General features: G+C 56.2%; 17 protein-coding genes. All 17 read right to left on the bottom strand.

Annotated elements, in window-relative coordinates; translation table 11 throughout:
* Positions 1-219 (bottom strand): hypothetical protein (locus LIO98_RS10890; RefSeq protein WP_291956838.1); only part of this gene is annotated, 219 nt, incomplete at its 3' end.
* The gene (locus LIO98_RS10895) at positions 186-764 is read right to left on the bottom strand and encodes a hypothetical protein (RefSeq protein ID WP_291956841.1); all 579 of its coding nucleotides are present in this window, start codon (positions 762-764) and stop codon (positions 186-188) included. The genes LIO98_RS10895 and LIO98_RS10890, both read right to left, overlap by 34 nt.
* The gene (locus LIO98_RS10900; protein WP_291956843.1) at positions 761-1,297 is read right to left on the bottom strand and encodes a hypothetical protein; all 537 of its coding nucleotides are present in this window, start codon (positions 1,295-1,297) and stop codon (positions 761-763) included. Before LIO98_RS10900 ends, LIO98_RS10895 begins: the two co-directional genes overlap by 4 nt.
* Entirely contained in the window at positions 1,294-1,926 is a 633-nt protein-coding gene (locus LIO98_RS10905) for a PilN domain-containing protein (RefSeq protein ID WP_291956846.1), read from the bottom strand. The genes LIO98_RS10900 and LIO98_RS10905 overlap by 4 nt, the downstream gene beginning before the upstream one ends.
* 4 nt (positions 1,927-1,930) lie before the next feature.
* On the bottom strand, positions 1,931-2,881 hold the full coding sequence (locus tag LIO98_RS10910) for a hypothetical protein (RefSeq protein ID WP_291956848.1): 951 nt from the start codon (positions 2,879-2,881) through the stop codon (positions 1,931-1,933).
* A 341-nt stretch (positions 2,882-3,222) separates the two neighbouring features.
* Positions 3,223-3,702 (bottom strand): hypothetical protein, encoded by a 480-nt coding sequence (locus tag LIO98_RS10915; RefSeq protein ID WP_291956849.1) that lies wholly within the window; start codon positions 3,700-3,702, stop codon positions 3,223-3,225.
* 147 nt (positions 3,703-3,849) lie between these two features.
* Positions 3,850-4,428, bottom strand: coding sequence for a hypothetical protein (locus LIO98_RS10920; protein ID WP_291956852.1), 579 nt, complete (start codon positions 4,426-4,428; stop codon positions 3,850-3,852).
* Positions 4,429-4,935: 507 nt separating this feature from the next.
* A complete protein-coding gene (locus tag LIO98_RS10925; protein WP_291956856.1) occupies positions 4,936-5,211 on the bottom strand; it encodes a prepilin-type N-terminal cleavage/methylation domain-containing protein in 276 nt (91 codons plus the stop codon).
* Between the two features lie 259 nt (positions 5,212-5,470).
* Positions 5,471-6,724 carry a type II secretion system F family protein gene (locus LIO98_RS10930; protein WP_291956859.1) on the bottom strand — a complete coding sequence of 418 codons (1,254 nt, stop codon included), beginning with the start codon at positions 6,722-6,724 and terminating at the stop codon, positions 5,471-5,473.
* Positions 6,725-7,181: 457 nt separating this feature from the next.
* Positions 7,182-8,174 (bottom strand): hypothetical protein, encoded by a 993-nt coding sequence (locus LIO98_RS10935; RefSeq protein ID WP_291956862.1) that lies wholly within the window; start codon positions 8,172-8,174, stop codon positions 7,182-7,184.
* Entirely contained in the window at positions 8,175-9,185 is a 1,011-nt protein-coding gene (locus tag LIO98_RS10940; RefSeq protein WP_277000548.1) for an ABC transporter ATP-binding protein, read from the bottom strand.
* Positions 9,182-9,988 (bottom strand): ABC transporter permease subunit, encoded by an 807-nt coding sequence (locus LIO98_RS10945; RefSeq protein ID WP_291956871.1) that lies wholly within the window; start codon positions 9,986-9,988, stop codon positions 9,182-9,184. The genes LIO98_RS10940 and LIO98_RS10945 overlap by 4 nt, the downstream gene beginning before the upstream one ends.
* 1 nt (position 9,989) lies before the next feature.
* Positions 9,990-10,832 (bottom strand): ABC transporter permease subunit, encoded by an 843-nt coding sequence (locus LIO98_RS10950; protein WP_291956874.1) that lies wholly within the window; start codon positions 10,830-10,832, stop codon positions 9,990-9,992.
* Between the two features lie 73 nt (positions 10,833-10,905).
* The gene (locus LIO98_RS10955) at positions 10,906-12,015 is read right to left on the bottom strand and encodes an extracellular solute-binding protein (RefSeq protein ID WP_291956876.1); all 1,110 of its coding nucleotides are present in this window, start codon (positions 12,013-12,015) and stop codon (positions 10,906-10,908) included.
* Between the two features lie 214 nt (positions 12,016-12,229).
* Positions 12,230-13,876: a chaperonin GroEL gene (gene groL / locus LIO98_RS10960; RefSeq protein WP_291956878.1), complete on the bottom strand. Its 1,647-nt coding sequence runs from the start codon at positions 13,874-13,876 to the stop codon at positions 12,230-12,232.
* Positions 13,877-13,910: 34 nt separating this feature from the next.
* Positions 13,911-14,201, bottom strand: coding sequence for a co-chaperone GroES (gene groES, locus LIO98_RS10965; RefSeq protein ID WP_066745423.1), 291 nt, complete (start codon positions 14,199-14,201; stop codon positions 13,911-13,913).
* 312 nt (positions 14,202-14,513) lie between these two features.
* Positions 14,514-15,749, bottom strand: coding sequence for a cytosine deaminase (gene codA, locus LIO98_RS10970; RefSeq protein WP_291956882.1), 1,236 nt, complete (start codon positions 15,747-15,749; stop codon positions 14,514-14,516).
* Positions 15,750-15,771: the final 22 nt, after the last annotated feature.

The raw sequence follows: 15,771 nt of genomic DNA on the forward strand, positions 1-15,771 counted from the left end.
CGGCAGCTTCGTGCCGCGCAGCTCGATCATCATCTCCGTCGCTCCCACCTGGTGCATCCGCATACCCTCGATGACCGACTTCTGATCGTCCAGCTTACGCGCCTCGGTGGCGGCGGCCTCGCCTAGTCCCGGCACGGCCGCCGCGAAGAGGACGGCGCAAAGCAAGGCCGTCAGGGCTCTATAATTTATAAGTCCGTGCGGTGATTTTTGTTTGCCCATCTCCAGCTCACTCCTTTTGAATCTATGGAAAGAATCTTTCCCTTTCCGCCGCCGAAGGTCATCCCCGGCTTGAATATCTGTCCCGGCTCCTCGCCGTCTATGTCAAGCGTGCAGATCGTGCTGCCGCCGAGCACCACAAGCCCCTTTATCGTCACCGTCGGCACAAACTCCGGCACGCTCGTATCCGCGGCGAGAGAGGGCGAAGGCACGACCGCCGCCACCGGCGAACGCCCGATGGCGTCGGAGAGCGCGACAAGCTCGGGGCTCTGTTCGCGCATCTTGCGGAAGACCTCGTATTTCGCGTTAAGCGCCTTAGCCGACTCCAGAGCCTGATTGCCGCGCGGCATCTGCTGCATGGAAGAACCGCCGTCATCGACGGCGATACCGTTCATCGCGATAAAATTGCGCATCGTAAAGACCGCCGCCGCGAAAAACACGGCCAGAAGCAATACGAAGATATATTCCTTTTTCCGCTCCTCCGGGGAGCGCGCCGCCTCGTTCAGGCGCACCTGACGGAAGAGATCTTTCAGCGATATCGATCTCATTTCGCCGCCTCCTCCTCTTTCAGCGCGCCGCCGATCTTGGCGGCGACGGTAAAGCTGTATTTGACACCATTTTCCCGCAGCCCCTCAAGTGAAAGCTGAGAAATCCTCGTCAGATAGGGACTCTGCCGGAAAGAGGCGAGCAGACGCAGCAGTTCGTTATAGTTAGCCTCGCCGGAGACGCTGAAAGAGACGACGCCGTCCTTATCATCGGCCTTCGTCACGTCGGCCTCGCCAAATCCCTGCGTCGAAAGCAGATTCAGCAAAACGGAATAGAACTTGTTCTGTGATTCAATCGCCGAGGGCAGCTCTTTGCCGTCTATCTTAACGGTGGACTTATACTGGATGACGGCGTTGGAGCGCGCCGCGACCGTAGCCTTCAGCACCTGCGCCTCCTGCGAGGCGGAGGTAAGTTCAGCCATACCGCCGTTCACGCTCTTCATCATAAACAGCTGCGCGGCGACCAGCAGCAGTACGACGGCGACCGCGATCAAAACCTGCTCACGCTTCAGCTCCGTTATCTCGATATTTTTCATCTGGTTACCGCCTCCTCGCGCGCATCTTCGGAGCGGACTCCCTTTTCCTGTTCGGCGATGCCGCCCTCAAGCACTATCTTTTGCAGCGAATTGAGCTTCAGCTCGATGGAAAACGCCTTGAGATTCGCGCCGCTGCGCTGTGTGGGGGTGATCACCGGCAGGGAGACGCTGTTAACGCAGGAGGCCGCGAGCAGCCCGTCGCCGAACTCCAAAACCTCTTCGTCGGCAAAGGCCACGCCCTTAAGCGAGGCGCTCTCGCGATTCATCGTCAGCGACTCAATGACGACGCCGTCAACCGTCCTCTCCCCAAGTTCATAGAGAAATTCAACGGAGGGTACGTCGTCAAGGACAAAATCCAGCTTTTCCTCGATGGCGCCGCTCTCCTTAGTCAGCCTGGCCAGCTCCGTCTCCATCAGCTTTAGATTTTCATTATCGGAGGTAACGCCTTCCGCCATTTCCGCCCTGGCGGAGCCTATCGAATAGAGCCGATAGCCGCCCATAGCGAACAACGACAGCGAGGAGATCAAAAAGAGCGCCGCGAGTGAGAAGAGGATATAATGGCGCGGACTTCTCTCCTTCTCCGCCTGCTGTTCCTGTTTATTTGTACGAAGATCAAGTTTTACGACCATGGCCTCACCTCAGCGCTAGCCCGACGGCAACGTCCCAGCCGCCGTTATTTTCGAAGCTGATGCCGTGGACCTTCATCGGATCTATGAGCATGACCGATTCCATCGACGTCGATTCCTTAAGAAGGCCGCAGAGATAAGAAGAGGCCCCGGGGCCGAAAAGGTAGATCGAATCGGCGCTGAAGGAGCGGTTCTGCGACATCGCGAACTGCAGCGAAGAGCGTATCTCGCGGACAAAGGAGAAGGCGTGCTCTCTGTAGGTCTCGCTCTCAAAACCTCCGTCGAGGATATCCGCGCCGAAGCCGGAGGAGATATTACGGTAAAATATCCCGCAGCCCTTCCAGGAGAGGATCAGCACCGAACGCAGATTTCCCGCGTAGATATAGGCGCAGCCCGCGTCGATCGCCACCGGCGGATTAGCGGCGCGCTCAAGGGCGATCTGAGAGGGCTCCAGGGCGGCGAGCCTTATGCCGTGAGCCGCGGCGGCGCGGGAAATATTTTCGACCAGCGGCCGGCGGGCCGCGGCGACGAGAAAACGTTTCTCAGAAAGATCCTCGCGCACGGGATACTCGATCTCCGCGATATCATAGACGCCCTCCTTCTCGGGAAAGGGGAAATAATTTTCGAATTCATAACGAAAGGCCATGCGCGCCTCCGCGAGCGTCATCCCCGGAAGGTTGACGATACGCAGCAGCGACTCCGTCACCGGCAGGGCAAAATTCACCGCGACATTGAAGCCGCCGGCGGATTTCGCGATATAGTCGAAGACTGATCCCAGATATCCTCCTGAATCGGAGAAGGGGTCCTCCGAAGCGCCGTATTCCGCCGGGATACTTCCGGACAGGGAATCTACGACATTATAAAAGCCGTCCCCGCCCTCGAGAGATAGGTAGCGGAAGCTTCCAACATCCAGCACAAGACCGGCGGATATTGTCTTTTTCTTTGAAAAAAAGCCCATAGGACTCCTCCATAGAGCGCCATTGGCGCTAAAAATATATAAAAAGCATGCGGGACATTGCTGTCGACAACTATCCCGCCGCCTCATTATATAATAAAAACCCTTAAAAAAAGGGGTTTTTTTAATTTAAACAAAAATATTTTTCGAAAATGTTGCGCAAAGGCCACAGCAGAATAAATGAATTTGGCGACAGCAATTTTTACCTTTACAAAAACTATGTTTTATGTTATAGATCATTCTGCACTTTTAATAACGTCACTATACAATCGTGCCGCAGATATAAACAGAAACGCGCACGCCAGCGACGTGCGCGTGCGAAAACCGCCTTCACGTATTATAGATCAAAATTGACTGTTCGGGTTATAATCCTTTGTCTTTATCAGCATATAGACGCTCGTGCCGCCCGCGTAATCCGGCGCGGCCGCCGGATTCTTCGTCGGCTCCGCGTAGAGGCGGTCTTCGCTCCTCAGCGCGGCGAGCTCCGCCGCGACGCGGCTGCCCCTCTCGGGGATCAGCGCCGTCTCCGCGCCGTCATACTTGACGAAGAGCGCGCCGTTGTCGTTTACCACGGAGAGTCCCTCGGTATCGATACCGACATGAGAGCTCTCGTTATTCTGCACCTCGGCCACCGCCCGCGGCCAGGAGCCCGTCTCCGAATAATAGGCGAAGACCGCCGCTCTGAGATTGCTCATATCGGCGGCGATCCTATGGGCATCCGCCGAGGCCCTCATATTCGTGTTTGAATAATAGACGAAGCCTCCGAAGATCACCACCGCAAGTCCGACGACGATCATGCCGGCACGTCTCTTTTCTCTGTTCATCCTATCCATTCTCCTCTCTCAGGCGCTCCGGGGCCGGGGGCCCGTTAGGGAAAGCGGCGGAACAAAGGCCGCCGCCCGCGGGCTTTCCCGCCCTCATGCCGCGGTGAAGCGGCGCGGCCCTTCGCCCCTGTGCTTACGCTTCCTGAATCAGTTCCGCGCGGGATCGATCTTGATCAGCATATAGACCGGCGCCGCGCCGCTCTCATTGTAATAGCCGTCCTCGACCGAGGCCGTCTTATATAGCCCCTCGGCCTTGCTCATCTTCTCCAGCTCGCGCAGTACGCCGCTCTCCGAGGCGTCGCCCTGATAGGCGACAAAGAGCCCCTCAGGAGTGTGGATCACCTCGTACTTTGTGATATCCTTCGTGAAGGGGCGCTCTATCTCGCCGCCGAGGCCGATATCATCGCTGAAATCGTCGGCGAATTTGATCTTTGAGCCGACAGGGAAGAGCTCCCAGTTGGCGGGGTTCGAGAAGACCATCAGCGTCGAGGCCTTGATCTGGTTCATATTCTTCACAATGTCGTGCGCCGAGGCGCTGTTATTCTCCCGCTCCGCGGCCAGGTACCAGACGCCGACAAGCGCGAAGGCGGCGATAAAAAATATCACCATCGCCGTGCGGTTCCACAGCGGCTTCGCGACGGGCTCCTTGACCATATATTCGCCCTGTTCGCCGTGTTCCTTTGAGACGGTTTCCTCCGTCTCCTCTTTCTTGATCTCTTCCGACATCTTTATCCGCTCCTTTTGAGACGGCCCCTTGACGGGCCGTCCTGTCTTTATCTTTGATAAAGATTCTAGCGGCGCGGCGTTTTTTTACGTTTGTAGGAATGCTTTTATTGGGGTAGGTGGAAAGACGGAAAAGAGCTTCTGCTTGACCAGACTAACGGTACCTGTATTATATAAACATCAGGGACTAATCGCAATTAAGGATGATAGGACATAGTTTAATGCTATTAGCCATTTTTATGAGGCTCTTGTTATTTCGAAATAGATGAGAAACCACTGAAAAAGGAGAAGCCCCTCCAGCATAAGAGGCGCTTCTCCATAAATATTTTATTTTTTAAGAATATTAGTTTGGAACTCGTATCGGCATTGAATATACACTAGCATCTTTTGAGAGAGTCCCTTTTGTTACCATAGCGTCCAACTTATCCATTATCCCCGTAGCTGTACCGGCTGCCCCTGCATTAAATTGGACTCTGACATCATCGCTATTAGTCCCTGTAACATTGATAGTCATATTAGCATCACGTGTGCCGTCCAAATACCAGAAGTGTAATCAGTCGTATTATTATTTTGGGGATAGCGATCATAGTCAGCAAAGAACATCATTGCAGCTGCCTTAACATTTCTCATATCAGAAAGAATCTTAGTCGCTTCAGCTTTATCTGTTGCCGCACCTGTCGAAAGCATCATCATACCGGCTAGGATACCAATGATGATTATAACGATGAGCAGTTCCACAAGGGTGAACCCTTTTGCTTTACGGTACTTCTTTATTATTTTCTTCATTTACATTTTTCCTCCTAAGGTAGTTTTGCCAAATACCGTGCGCGCGCCCACCCAACATAGACCGGACTCGCCTTCCGGCCCCTCTTGATTCTGACAGATATGCTCTCCCCGCATATCCCTCCTTACAGTTATAGCTCTATTTTTATAATTCCATTAACATATAAATACAGGGCCATAATAAGGCCCACATTATTATAATATTAATTTCAATAAAAGGGAAGCTCTTTTTACTAAAAATTAAAAGCGTTTTTTACTGAATTTACATGAAGGCGTTTATCGCGGAGATGATCGGCAGGAAGATAGCGAGCACCATAAAGCCGACGATAATGCCGACGAAGACGACCATAATCGGTTCAAGTATCGAGCTGAGGCGTTTGATCTTCTCCGATAGCTCCGCGTCATACCAGTCGGCGATCTTCTCGAGCATCTCGTCTGTGCGGCCCGTCTCCTCGCCGACGGCGATCATGTGGCCGATCATCGGCGGAAATAGCTTCTTTTCGCGCACGACGGCGTTGAGGGCCCTGCCCATCGAGGCGCCGTCGCGCATCTCAAGAAATCCCCGCTTTATCTTTTCGTTGCCCGCAACGTCAGCCGTCATCTCTATTGATGACAGAACGGGGACGCCGGAGCGCAGCAGCGATCCCATCGTGCGGAAGGAGCGCGTCAGCGAGGCCTTGAAAATGATGTCGCCGAAAATCGGTATCTTTAATAAAAAGGTATCGATCGGCATCTTCATCGACTTCATCTTGCGCAACTGATAGATTATAACAGTGATGACAAATAGAACGAGCGGTATTACGTACCAGTGATACTGCATCCAGTGACCAAATTTAAATGTCATCAGCGTGAGCGCCGGAAGTTCTATACTAAGGTTGCCAAAGGCCTTCTCAAACTGCGGGACAACGACGGCGACCATCACGCCGAGGACGAGCAGCGCGATGCAGATGACCACCGTCGGATAGGTCATCGCCGAGATGATCTTTTTGCGGAGGTTCTCCTGGTCCTCCATGAAGGAGGCGATCTTCGCGAGGCTCATGTCGAGCGTACCGGACTCCTCGCCGGAGCGCACGAGCGGTATCGTGATCGCGTCGAAGCATTTGGGGTTCTCCGCAAGGGCACTGCCGAGCGTCGTACCGGCGCTGACGCGTTTGTAGACGCGCGTGAGCACGCGGCGGAGGAAGCGCCGGTTCTGCGTCTGCTCGGTGAGGATGGCGAGCGAGGCCGTCACGGGGATGCCAGCGGCGATCATCGTCGCAAGCTGGCGGAAGAAGACGAGCTTGTCACGCAGCCTGATACGCGGCGAGAGGTCCCAGAATTCGCTGTGTTCCTTCGCGGCGCTGTCCGCGAGTTTATCGCCGGGAACGGTCAGGGATATCTCCCGGTGCTGTGAGACGTTGAGAGGAACCCAGCCGTTGCCGCGAATCCACGAAAGCAGCTCCTGCTCCCCCGGCGAGTTATGCGTGCCGCTTATAGTCTTGCCGCTCCGGTCCTTCGCGTCATAGTAAAACTCCATAAAAACCAACTCCCGCTGTAAGCGCTTCTGCCTGAGAGAATATAATTATTATTGAAAAAAGTCAAATGAAAGAGTGCGGAAGCCAGAAACAAAGGCGCCTGACCATAGATGATAGGCTAAAAATGATAAATTGCGGTTTGGCTTCGAGAGAGGAAAAGAGATAAATTGCGATTTACCAAAGATTTTGGCGCCCTCTCCGAGGGAGCTCCCCGCTAAGCAGGGTAAGGGAGAGTTGACATTAGGTTCTCCCGCGGCTTTTGCCGCGGGCTCTGTTTGGCGCTGGAACCGTGCCAAACAGAGCAACACTCCTTCCGTCTCGCCGCAAAAGCGGCGGCGATCCACCTCCCTCAGAGAGGGAGGCTAAAAGGGCAAAGTCAAAAGCTAAATCGAAATTTATCCTATTCCTATGGTTCCCGACCCACATTCAGCGTGACAATCCACCCCAAATTTTCCTCTCCTACTGGTCCCGCAAAAATATCGGATTCGTCCAGGCGGTGCGGCCGTATCTGTCGATACATTCGGCGCGCAGATAGCTCTCGCTGCCGCTGAGTTTATATTCGGCGTATTCCATCGTCTCGTCAGGCGAGCCGCAGAGCACGGAGGCGCCGTCGTTGACGCAGCCGCCGGCGATGAAATTCACCCGGCTGACTGCGCCGCAGGAGACGAAGGCCCGGCCGTTTTTCACGCCCCAGTCGTATATTTCGGGGCCGGACGAGGAGTAGTAGTTGCCCGCGAGGATATTTGTGATTATTTCGTCGTGCGTAAGACGCTCGGACTTCACCGTTATCCAGCCGCCGCAGGCGTCGTCGAATTTGCCCCCGTTGTGGTTGTCGTCGGTCGCCGCGCCGAGGATACGCCTCCCCTCGCGGAGCATGAGGTCCCAGTGCAGGGTGTCAAAGCCCGTGCCGCTCTCGTTGACGGTGTTGTAGTTGAATATTTCCATCGCGAAGAGGCCGCGCGTGCCTGTAAATTCATATTCTGAGACACGCGACCATATTGGGTGGTTGTACATCGCGATAAAGCCGCACCTCTCCATGCGGCCGACCATCTCCTGCAGCACCGCCGCGCCGTTCCAGCTGCCGAAGAAGACCCGCTGGGGCAGGAATTCAAGGTGTTCGGGACGTACGCAGACCGCCCGGCGCTGCATTTCGGAGGTTCCGAGGATCGCGTTCACGTGGTGCACTTTGATACGGCGGCGCAGCGTGATGCCGCTGTAAAGGACCGCGGAGGCCTCGTAGCCGGGCAGGATGAGGAAGTTTTCATCGCCCAGCTCGCCGCTGTAATCGGAATAGCGGTCGTGGTCGGTTATGCAGAGAAAGGAGTAGCCGCGGCTTTTGAAGAGCGCCGCGGACTCCCCCGGCGTCAGCATACCGTCGGAGTTCGTCGTGTGGCTGTGGAGGTTGCCTTTGTACCAGACGCCCTTTTCCGAGAATCCTCTGATATCCATCATCTATAGCCTGATGCAGTTGCGGTTCATGATCGTGATATGGACGCGGTCGCCCTTCGCGAAGAGCGCGCGGCTGCGGAAGAGGGTGTCGGAAACTATCTCCATGCCGCCCGCCTCGATCTTGTAGCGCAGCACGTTGCCGCGCGGCGTCTGGTCGATTATCTTCCCCTGGAACTGGTAGGCCCCGTCTACGGGCGCAAATTCGGACGACAGCTCGACGGTCTCGGGACGGATGGCGACCTCGTGCGATTCAGCGTAGAGCCGCCCCGTCATCGAGGCGAACTCCGCGCTCGAGAGGATGTTGTAGTTGCCGATGAAGCTCGCGGCGAAGCTCGTCTCGGGCTGCGTGTACATCTCTATCGGGCTGCCGGACTGCTCCACCCTGCCGGCGTTGAAGAGGTGTATCACGTCGGACATCACCATCGCCTCGTCCTGGTCGTGGGTGACGAAGATGGTCGTGATTCCCATATCGCGCTGTATGCGGCGGATCTCCTTTTGCAGCGACTTGCGCAGCTTCGCGTCTATCGCCGAGAGCGGCTCGTCGAGCAGCAGCACCTTCGGCTCGGTGACGATGGAGCGCGCGAGCGCGACGCGCTGCTGCTGGCCGCCGGAGAGCTGCGCGGGCATGGCGTTCTCTTTTCCCTCAAGAGCGACCATCGCCACCGCCTTCGCGACCTTGCCGCGGATGTCTTCGATGTGCATTTTTTTCATCCGCAGACCGAAGGCGATATTCTCAAAGACGTTCATGTTCGGGAAGAGGCTGTACTGCTGGAAGACCATTCCTATTTGGCGGTCTTTGGGGTCGGCGTAGGTGACGTCCCTGCCGTCAACGTATATGCGGCCGCCGCTGACCTGCTCAAGCCCAGCAAGGCAGCGCAGCAGGGTACTTTTACCGCAGCCGGAGGGGCCGAGCAGGGTCACCAGTTCTCCCCGCTCCACCGTGAGGCTGACATCACGCAGGACGGTGTTATCGCCATATTTTTTCACTATCTTTTCAAATTTTATATAACTCATGCCTTTTCTCCTTCCTTTGCGCCGATTTCCACGGTCTTGGATTTGAGCCAGAATACCGCCGCCGAGATGGCGAGGGTGACGACGAAGAGTACGATGATTACCGCGCTCGTAACCTGCCCGGAGATGAACATTTTTTTGAGCAGGTACATCTGCGCGGTGGAATAGTAGCTGCCGCCGATGGTGTTGACGATGACGAAATCCCCGAAGATGAGGGCGACGGAGAGCATCGAGGAGATGACGACGCCGGAGAGCATGCAGGGGACGATGATCCTGAAGAAGGCGAAGAATTTATCAGCCCCCAGCATCTGCGCCGCCTCGAGCAGCCTCGGCGCGTCCACGCTTATCAGGCTGTTTTTGATCCCCTGGTACATGTAGGGTAGTATCACTACGCAGTAGGTGAAGGTGAGCATGGCGATACGGTTCGAGAGGGGCGCGGGCGCTCCGGCGTAGAGGGAGAGGACGCTGACCGGCAGGATGACGCCCTGTACCGCGTACGGTATGGTGCAGATTATCCGCAGGTATTTGTCGAGCCACGGCAGGTATACCACGACGACGTACATCGCAAGCAGGATCATCGCCGCGGCGGCGATGACGGGTACTATCGAGATGACGACCGTCCGCGCGAGCGCCTGCCAGAAGGCGGCGTCCCTGAAGATCACGGCGTAGTATTTAAGCGTAAAGCCCTTCGGCAGCACGTCCATCCATTCAGTAAAAAGGGAGTAGACGAGCGTCATGAAGAGCGGTATCAGCAGATAGAGCACAATGGCCCAGAGGATTATAGAGCTGCCCTTTCCGCCTCTCATCTCAGCCCCTCCCGCCTCTCTTTTTAAGTATCATGCCGTTCGCGGTGATCGTCGCCACCATCATCAGCATGAGCACGACGGCAAGCGCGGAGCCGAACTCCTTACGCTGCACGACGTCGCCGACAAACTGCTCCGATATCCTTATCGGCAGCAGCTGGAAGTTGTTCTGCATCAGCGCGTAGGCCGTCGCGAAGGCGGCGATCGCGTTCGCGAAGAGGATGCTGAAGGTCCCGAGCAGGCTCGGAAGCAGGTTCGGCAGGCCGACCCGCAGCCAGAATGCCGCCGCGCCGCCGCCAAGGAGCGCCGCCGCCTCGCGCCACTCCTTTTTGAGCGCGTCGAAGGCGGGGATCAGAAGCAGCGTCGCGAGCGGGATCTGGAAGTAGATGTAGCAGAGCAGCAGCCCCCTAATGCTGTAGATGTTGAAGTTGGCAAGCGCCTCTATGCCGTGGTTTTTGCCGAACATCACGAGCACGCCAACGTTGCCGAAGAGGATTATGTATGAAAAGGCAAGCGGGATGCCAGAGAAATTCGAGGTCATGTTCAGCACGCTGAGGAATATGTTTTTCGTCCCCGGCTTCGCCTCGTGGCAGCTTTTCGCGCCCCAGAAGGCGGCGAAGAGCCCGATAAGCGACGAGGCGGCCGCCACCCAGAGGCTGTTCATCACCGCGACGCGGTAGAGCCGCTTGGTGAAGATAGAGGCGTAGTGCGTGAGGGTGAAGCCGCCGCCGTTCTCTTCCATAAAGCTCCGCATGATGACGCCCGCCACCGGCATCAGCTCGAAGAGCAGCACCACGGCGGCGAAGGGAAGCAGCGCGGCAAGGTAGGTCTTTTTGCTGTTGTTCAAAAGTTTCTCTCCAATCGTCGTAAAAAAGAGGGAGCCCGCGGAATAACAGCGGCCTCCCTTTATTATCAGCGCTCTATTTCGCGTAGGCCATTACCTCTTCCTGCCATTTTGTCCCCAGGTTCTTGGCCGCCTCTTCCCAGGCCTTGAAGTCCGAGATGGGGCGCGCCTTCGCGTACTGCTCCGACGGGAGCATCTTCGCCTTTACGTCGTCGGGAAGCTCCACACTGCCTCTGATCGGCGTCGCGTAGCCGCGCGCGAGGTTTATCTGACCGGCGTCGCTGAGGATGTATTCACGCGTGAAGGCCGCGGCGTGCGGGCGTTTCGTGTAGGCGTTGATTATCGTCGCGTAGCCGCTCTGCACGGAGCCGTCGGCGGGGATGCAGACGTCATATTCCGCTTCGGGGTTGTTTGCCTTGAACTGGTCGCGGTAACCGAGCGCGTTGTAGTCCCAGACGAAGTAGCAGGCTATCTCGCCCTTTTCGAGGCGCGCGACGTTAGGCTCGCCCATATCGATGCGTCCCTGCTCGGCAAGTTTCCTGAAGAAGTCGAAGCCCGGCTGGAGGTTGGTCTCAGAGCCGCCGTTGGCGATCGCCGCCGCGAGCAGCGCGCACTGAGCCTGCGTCGCCTGCGCGACGTTGCCGGGGGTCACCATATATTCGCCCTCGAGGATGTCGGCGAATGATTTCGGCGGGTTGGGAACGAGCTTCCTGTTGGTGATGACGGTGATGGTCCCGTAGTAGCCGATCACCCAGTCGCCGTTGTCGTCCTTCGCCCATTCGGGGATCTCGTCCCAGTAGCTCGTCTTGTAGGGAAGCGTGAGCCCCTTGCTCTCCGCGAGCGGGCCGAAGGACTGGCCCACGTCGCCGATGTCCTTCGTGGCGTTTTCCTTCTCCGCCTCGAATATCGCGAGCTCCTCCGCCGAGGACATGTCCACGTCGGCGTGTTCGATGCCGAATTTATCCTTTAGGTCCGTCCAGGTGCCGACCCAGTTCGCCCACGAGTCGGGCATACCAACCGATTCCACCCTGCCCTCTTCCTGCGCCTTTTTCTGAAGTTCCTCGACGGTGAGGCTGTTGAGGTCAACCTTGCCGGCGCTCTCTTTGCCCGGCTGCATCTGCGTAAAGGCGAATACCGCGATAATTACGACGGCAACCGCCGCTCCGATCATAACTTTCCTGTTCAAAATAATTTCTCCTTTTCCCATATGTTTTCCAAAGCAGTTTCATTATAAAAAGCGGAAGTAAAGGAAAGGTTTTATAAACGCAACGAAAATGTAAGCGCAAAAAAGAGGCCGCGCGGCCTCTTTTCATCAAATTAAATGAGGATATGAAAAAGCCGGAGACTGGCGTCTCCGGCTTTTGTATCTGTCTATTGAGCTGTGGGTTATGCCGCCGGACTTAGTAGTCCATGCCGCCCATTCCACCCATACCGCCCATTCCACCGGCCATGTCGCCGAGGGTGTCTTTCTTCTCGGGCTTGTCGGCAACGACGGCGTCCGTGGTGAGGATCATCGCCGCGATCGAGGAGGCGTTCTGGAGAGCCGAGCGGGTGACCTTCACCGGGTCGATGATGCCCGCTTCGATCATGTCAACGTATTCGCCGGTCGTCGCGTCGAGGCCCTGTCCCTCTTTGAGGGTCTTGACCTTTTCGATGATGACGTCGCCCTGCATGCCGCTGTTGTGGGCGATGAGGTAGAGGGGTTCGGTGAGCGCCTTGCGTACGATCTGCGCTCCGGTACGAATGTCGCCCTCAAGTTTCGCGATCTCTTTGTCGAGGACTTTGGTGCAGCCGACGAGCGCCACTCCGCCGCCGGGGACGATTCCCTCTTCAACCGCGGCGCGCGTTGAGTTGAGCGCGTCCTCTATGCGGAGCTTGAGTTCCTTCTGCTCCGTCTCCGTCGCGGCTCCGACCTGGATGACCGCTACGCCGCCGACCAGTTTCGCGAGGCGCTCCTGGAGCTTCTCTTTGTCGTACTCTGAGGTTGAGTCGGCGAGTTCCTTCTTGATCTGCGCGGCGCGATCCTTGATGGCCGTGGAATCTCCGGCGCCCTCGACGATCGTCGTGTCTTCCTTGGTGACCTTTATCTTCTTCGCGTGGCCGAGGTCAGCGACGTCAGCGCTGTCAAGCTTGCGTCCAACCTCTTCGCTGATGACCGTCGCGCCGGTCACGGTGGCGATATCCTGGAGCATCGCCTTTCTGCGGTCGCCGAATCCCGGGGCCTTGACGGCTACGACCTGGAGTATTCCACGCAGCTTGTTGACGACGAGTGTCGCCAGCGCTTCGCCCTCGACGTCCTCGGCGATGATGAGGAGCGGCTTCGCGAGCTGGACGCTCTTCTCAAGGACGGGAAGCATATCTTTCACGTTGGAAATCTTTCCGTCGACGATGAGGATGTTCGCGTCGTCAAGTACGGCTTCCATACGGTCGGGGTTCGTGATCATGTAGGGGCTGAGGTAGCCCTTGTCGAACTGGAGTCCCTCGACGGTCTCCAGCGTCGTGCCGAGGCTCTTGCTGTCTTCAACGGTGATGACGCCCTCTTCGCCGACCTTCTCCATCGCTTCGGCGATGAGCTCTCCGACCTTCTTGTCGTTGGCGGAGATGGCGGCTACCTGCACGGTCTTCTTGTGTCCCTTGACGGGCGAAGCCTGCTTCTTGAGCTCTTCAACAACAACCGCGGTCGCGTCTTCGATACCCTTGCGGAGCTGCATGCCGTTCGCGCCCGCCGCTACGTTCTTGATTCCCTCGCGGATCATCGCGCGGGCGAGCACCGTGGCCGTCGTCGTACCGTCGCCGGCTACGTCGTTGGTCTTCGAGGCTACCTCTTTGATGAGCTGGGCGCCCATATTCTCGAACGGATCTTCGAGCTCGATCTCCTTCGCGATCGTCACGCCGTCGTTGGTGATGGTCGGCGAGCCGAACTTCTTCTCCAGGACGACGTTGCGTCCTTTCGGGCCAAGGGTGATTCCTACGGTATCCGCGACTTTATTGATTCCGCGCTCCATCGAGCGGCGTGCGTCTTCTCTGAAAAGCAGTGTTTTTGCCATAATTATTATTCCTCCCGTTTATCTATCTTTACAATTACTTCTCGACTACCGCGAGAACGTCTCTTTCACCGATAATGAGGTAGGTCTCGTCGTCGACCTTGACTTCGGTTCCTGAATATTTGCTGTAGATGACCTTGTCGTCAACTTTGACTTCCATCGGCTGACGTGAGCCGTTGTCAAGAACTTTGCCGGCTCCGACCGCCACGACGATCCCTTCGACGGGTTTCTCTTTCACTGTGTCCGGAAGCACGAGGCCTCCCTTTGTCTTCTCTTCGTTCGGCGCTGCCTTTACTACGATTCTGTCTCCAAGTGGCTTAAGTTTCATTAAGAGATCCCTCCTGTGATTTTTAAAGCGGTTCTTTTTCGTGTTAGCACTCACTTTCGTTGAGTGCTAATTTTCTTTACGCCTGAAATTTTAATGACTGACGTCGCTTTTCTCAAATATGATTATATCCAAATATTTTTTATTTCACTCTGTAATATTGCTTTATCTTCGATTTACTCAATTATTCATAAAAATTTTTGACTTAATTAAATCTTACGGGTAACTACTTATTTCACAGGCACTTTAACAGATAAGGCGCGGCAGTAACGCCGCGCCTTGTCTTCTTTTAGATCTCTCTTCTTTATCCCGTATTTAAAACATTACCCTTCTCACTGCCGGTTCTGCGGAGGCGATGAGGCGTCCCCTGTTGTATGAATAGAGTATCTCGCCCTTTTTGTTGAGCGCGTTGTAGAAGTTGTCGCCGTCAAGAACGATGAAGCTCGCTGGGTTTCCCTCGCGGATGCCGTAGCTCTCGCCGAGATGGAGCGTCTTCGCCGCGTTGTGGGTGCAGAGACGGTATGACTCCATTATCTCCTGATAGCCCATCATCTGGCAGACGTGCAGCCCCATGTGGATGATGTCGCGCATGTTGCCGCTGCCGAGCGGATACCAGGGGTCGAAGATGTCGTCATGGCCGAAGGAGACGTTGTTGCCGTTGGCGAGCAACTCCTTGACGCGCGTCACGCCGCGGCGTTTGGGATAGGTGTCGAAGCGCCCCTGCAAATGTGTATTGACGAGCGGATTGCAGACGAAGTTTATATCGCTCATGCGCAGGAGGCGGAAGAGTTTGCCGCAGTAGGCGTTGTTGTAGCTGTGCATCGCCGTCGTGTGGCTGGCCGTAACCATATCTTTCATACCGCTTTCAAGGGCGCGGCAGGCGAGCACTTCGAGCCCCTTCGACTGTTCGTCGTCTATCTCGTCGCAGTGAACGTCGACGAGACGGCCATATTTTTCCGCGAGCTTCACGCAGAAGTCGACCGACTCGACGGCGTATTCGCGGGTAAATTCAAAGTGCGGGATCGCGCCGACGCAGTCAGCCCCCATCTTCACCGCGTTTTCCATCAGCGCCTCGCCGTTGGGATAGCTTTTTATCCCCTCCTGCGGGAAGGCTACTATCTGGATGTCGACGTAGTCTTTCAGCTCTTCTTTGAGTTCGAGCATCCCTTCCATCGCCACCAGCGAGGGGTCGGTCACGTCGACGTGGGTGCGGACGAACTGCACGCCGTTCGCGGCCTGCATCTGCACGGCGCGGCGCGCGCGCTCCTTGACGTCGTTCTTTGAAAGTTTTTCTTTGCGTTTGCTCCAGCATTCGATGCCCTCAAAGAGCGTCCCCGATATGTTCCAGACGGGATCACCGGCGGTGAGGCAGGTATCGAGGTGGACGTGGCTCTCGATGAAAGGCGGCAAAGCCATCTTTCCCGTGCAGTCGACGACCTCTTCCCCGCCGCGCGGGGCGAGGCCGGCCTTTATCTCTTCAAATTTGCCGTCCGTAACGCGGATGTCTTTAGCCTCTGTGGAATTCTCAATAAATATGTTTTTTATCAGCATCAGAAATCATTCCCTCCGTGAT

The organism is Cloacibacillus sp. (assembly GCF_020860125.1).
In the GTDB taxonomy this organism is placed as follows: domain Bacteria; phylum Synergistota; class Synergistia; order Synergistales; family Synergistaceae; genus Cloacibacillus.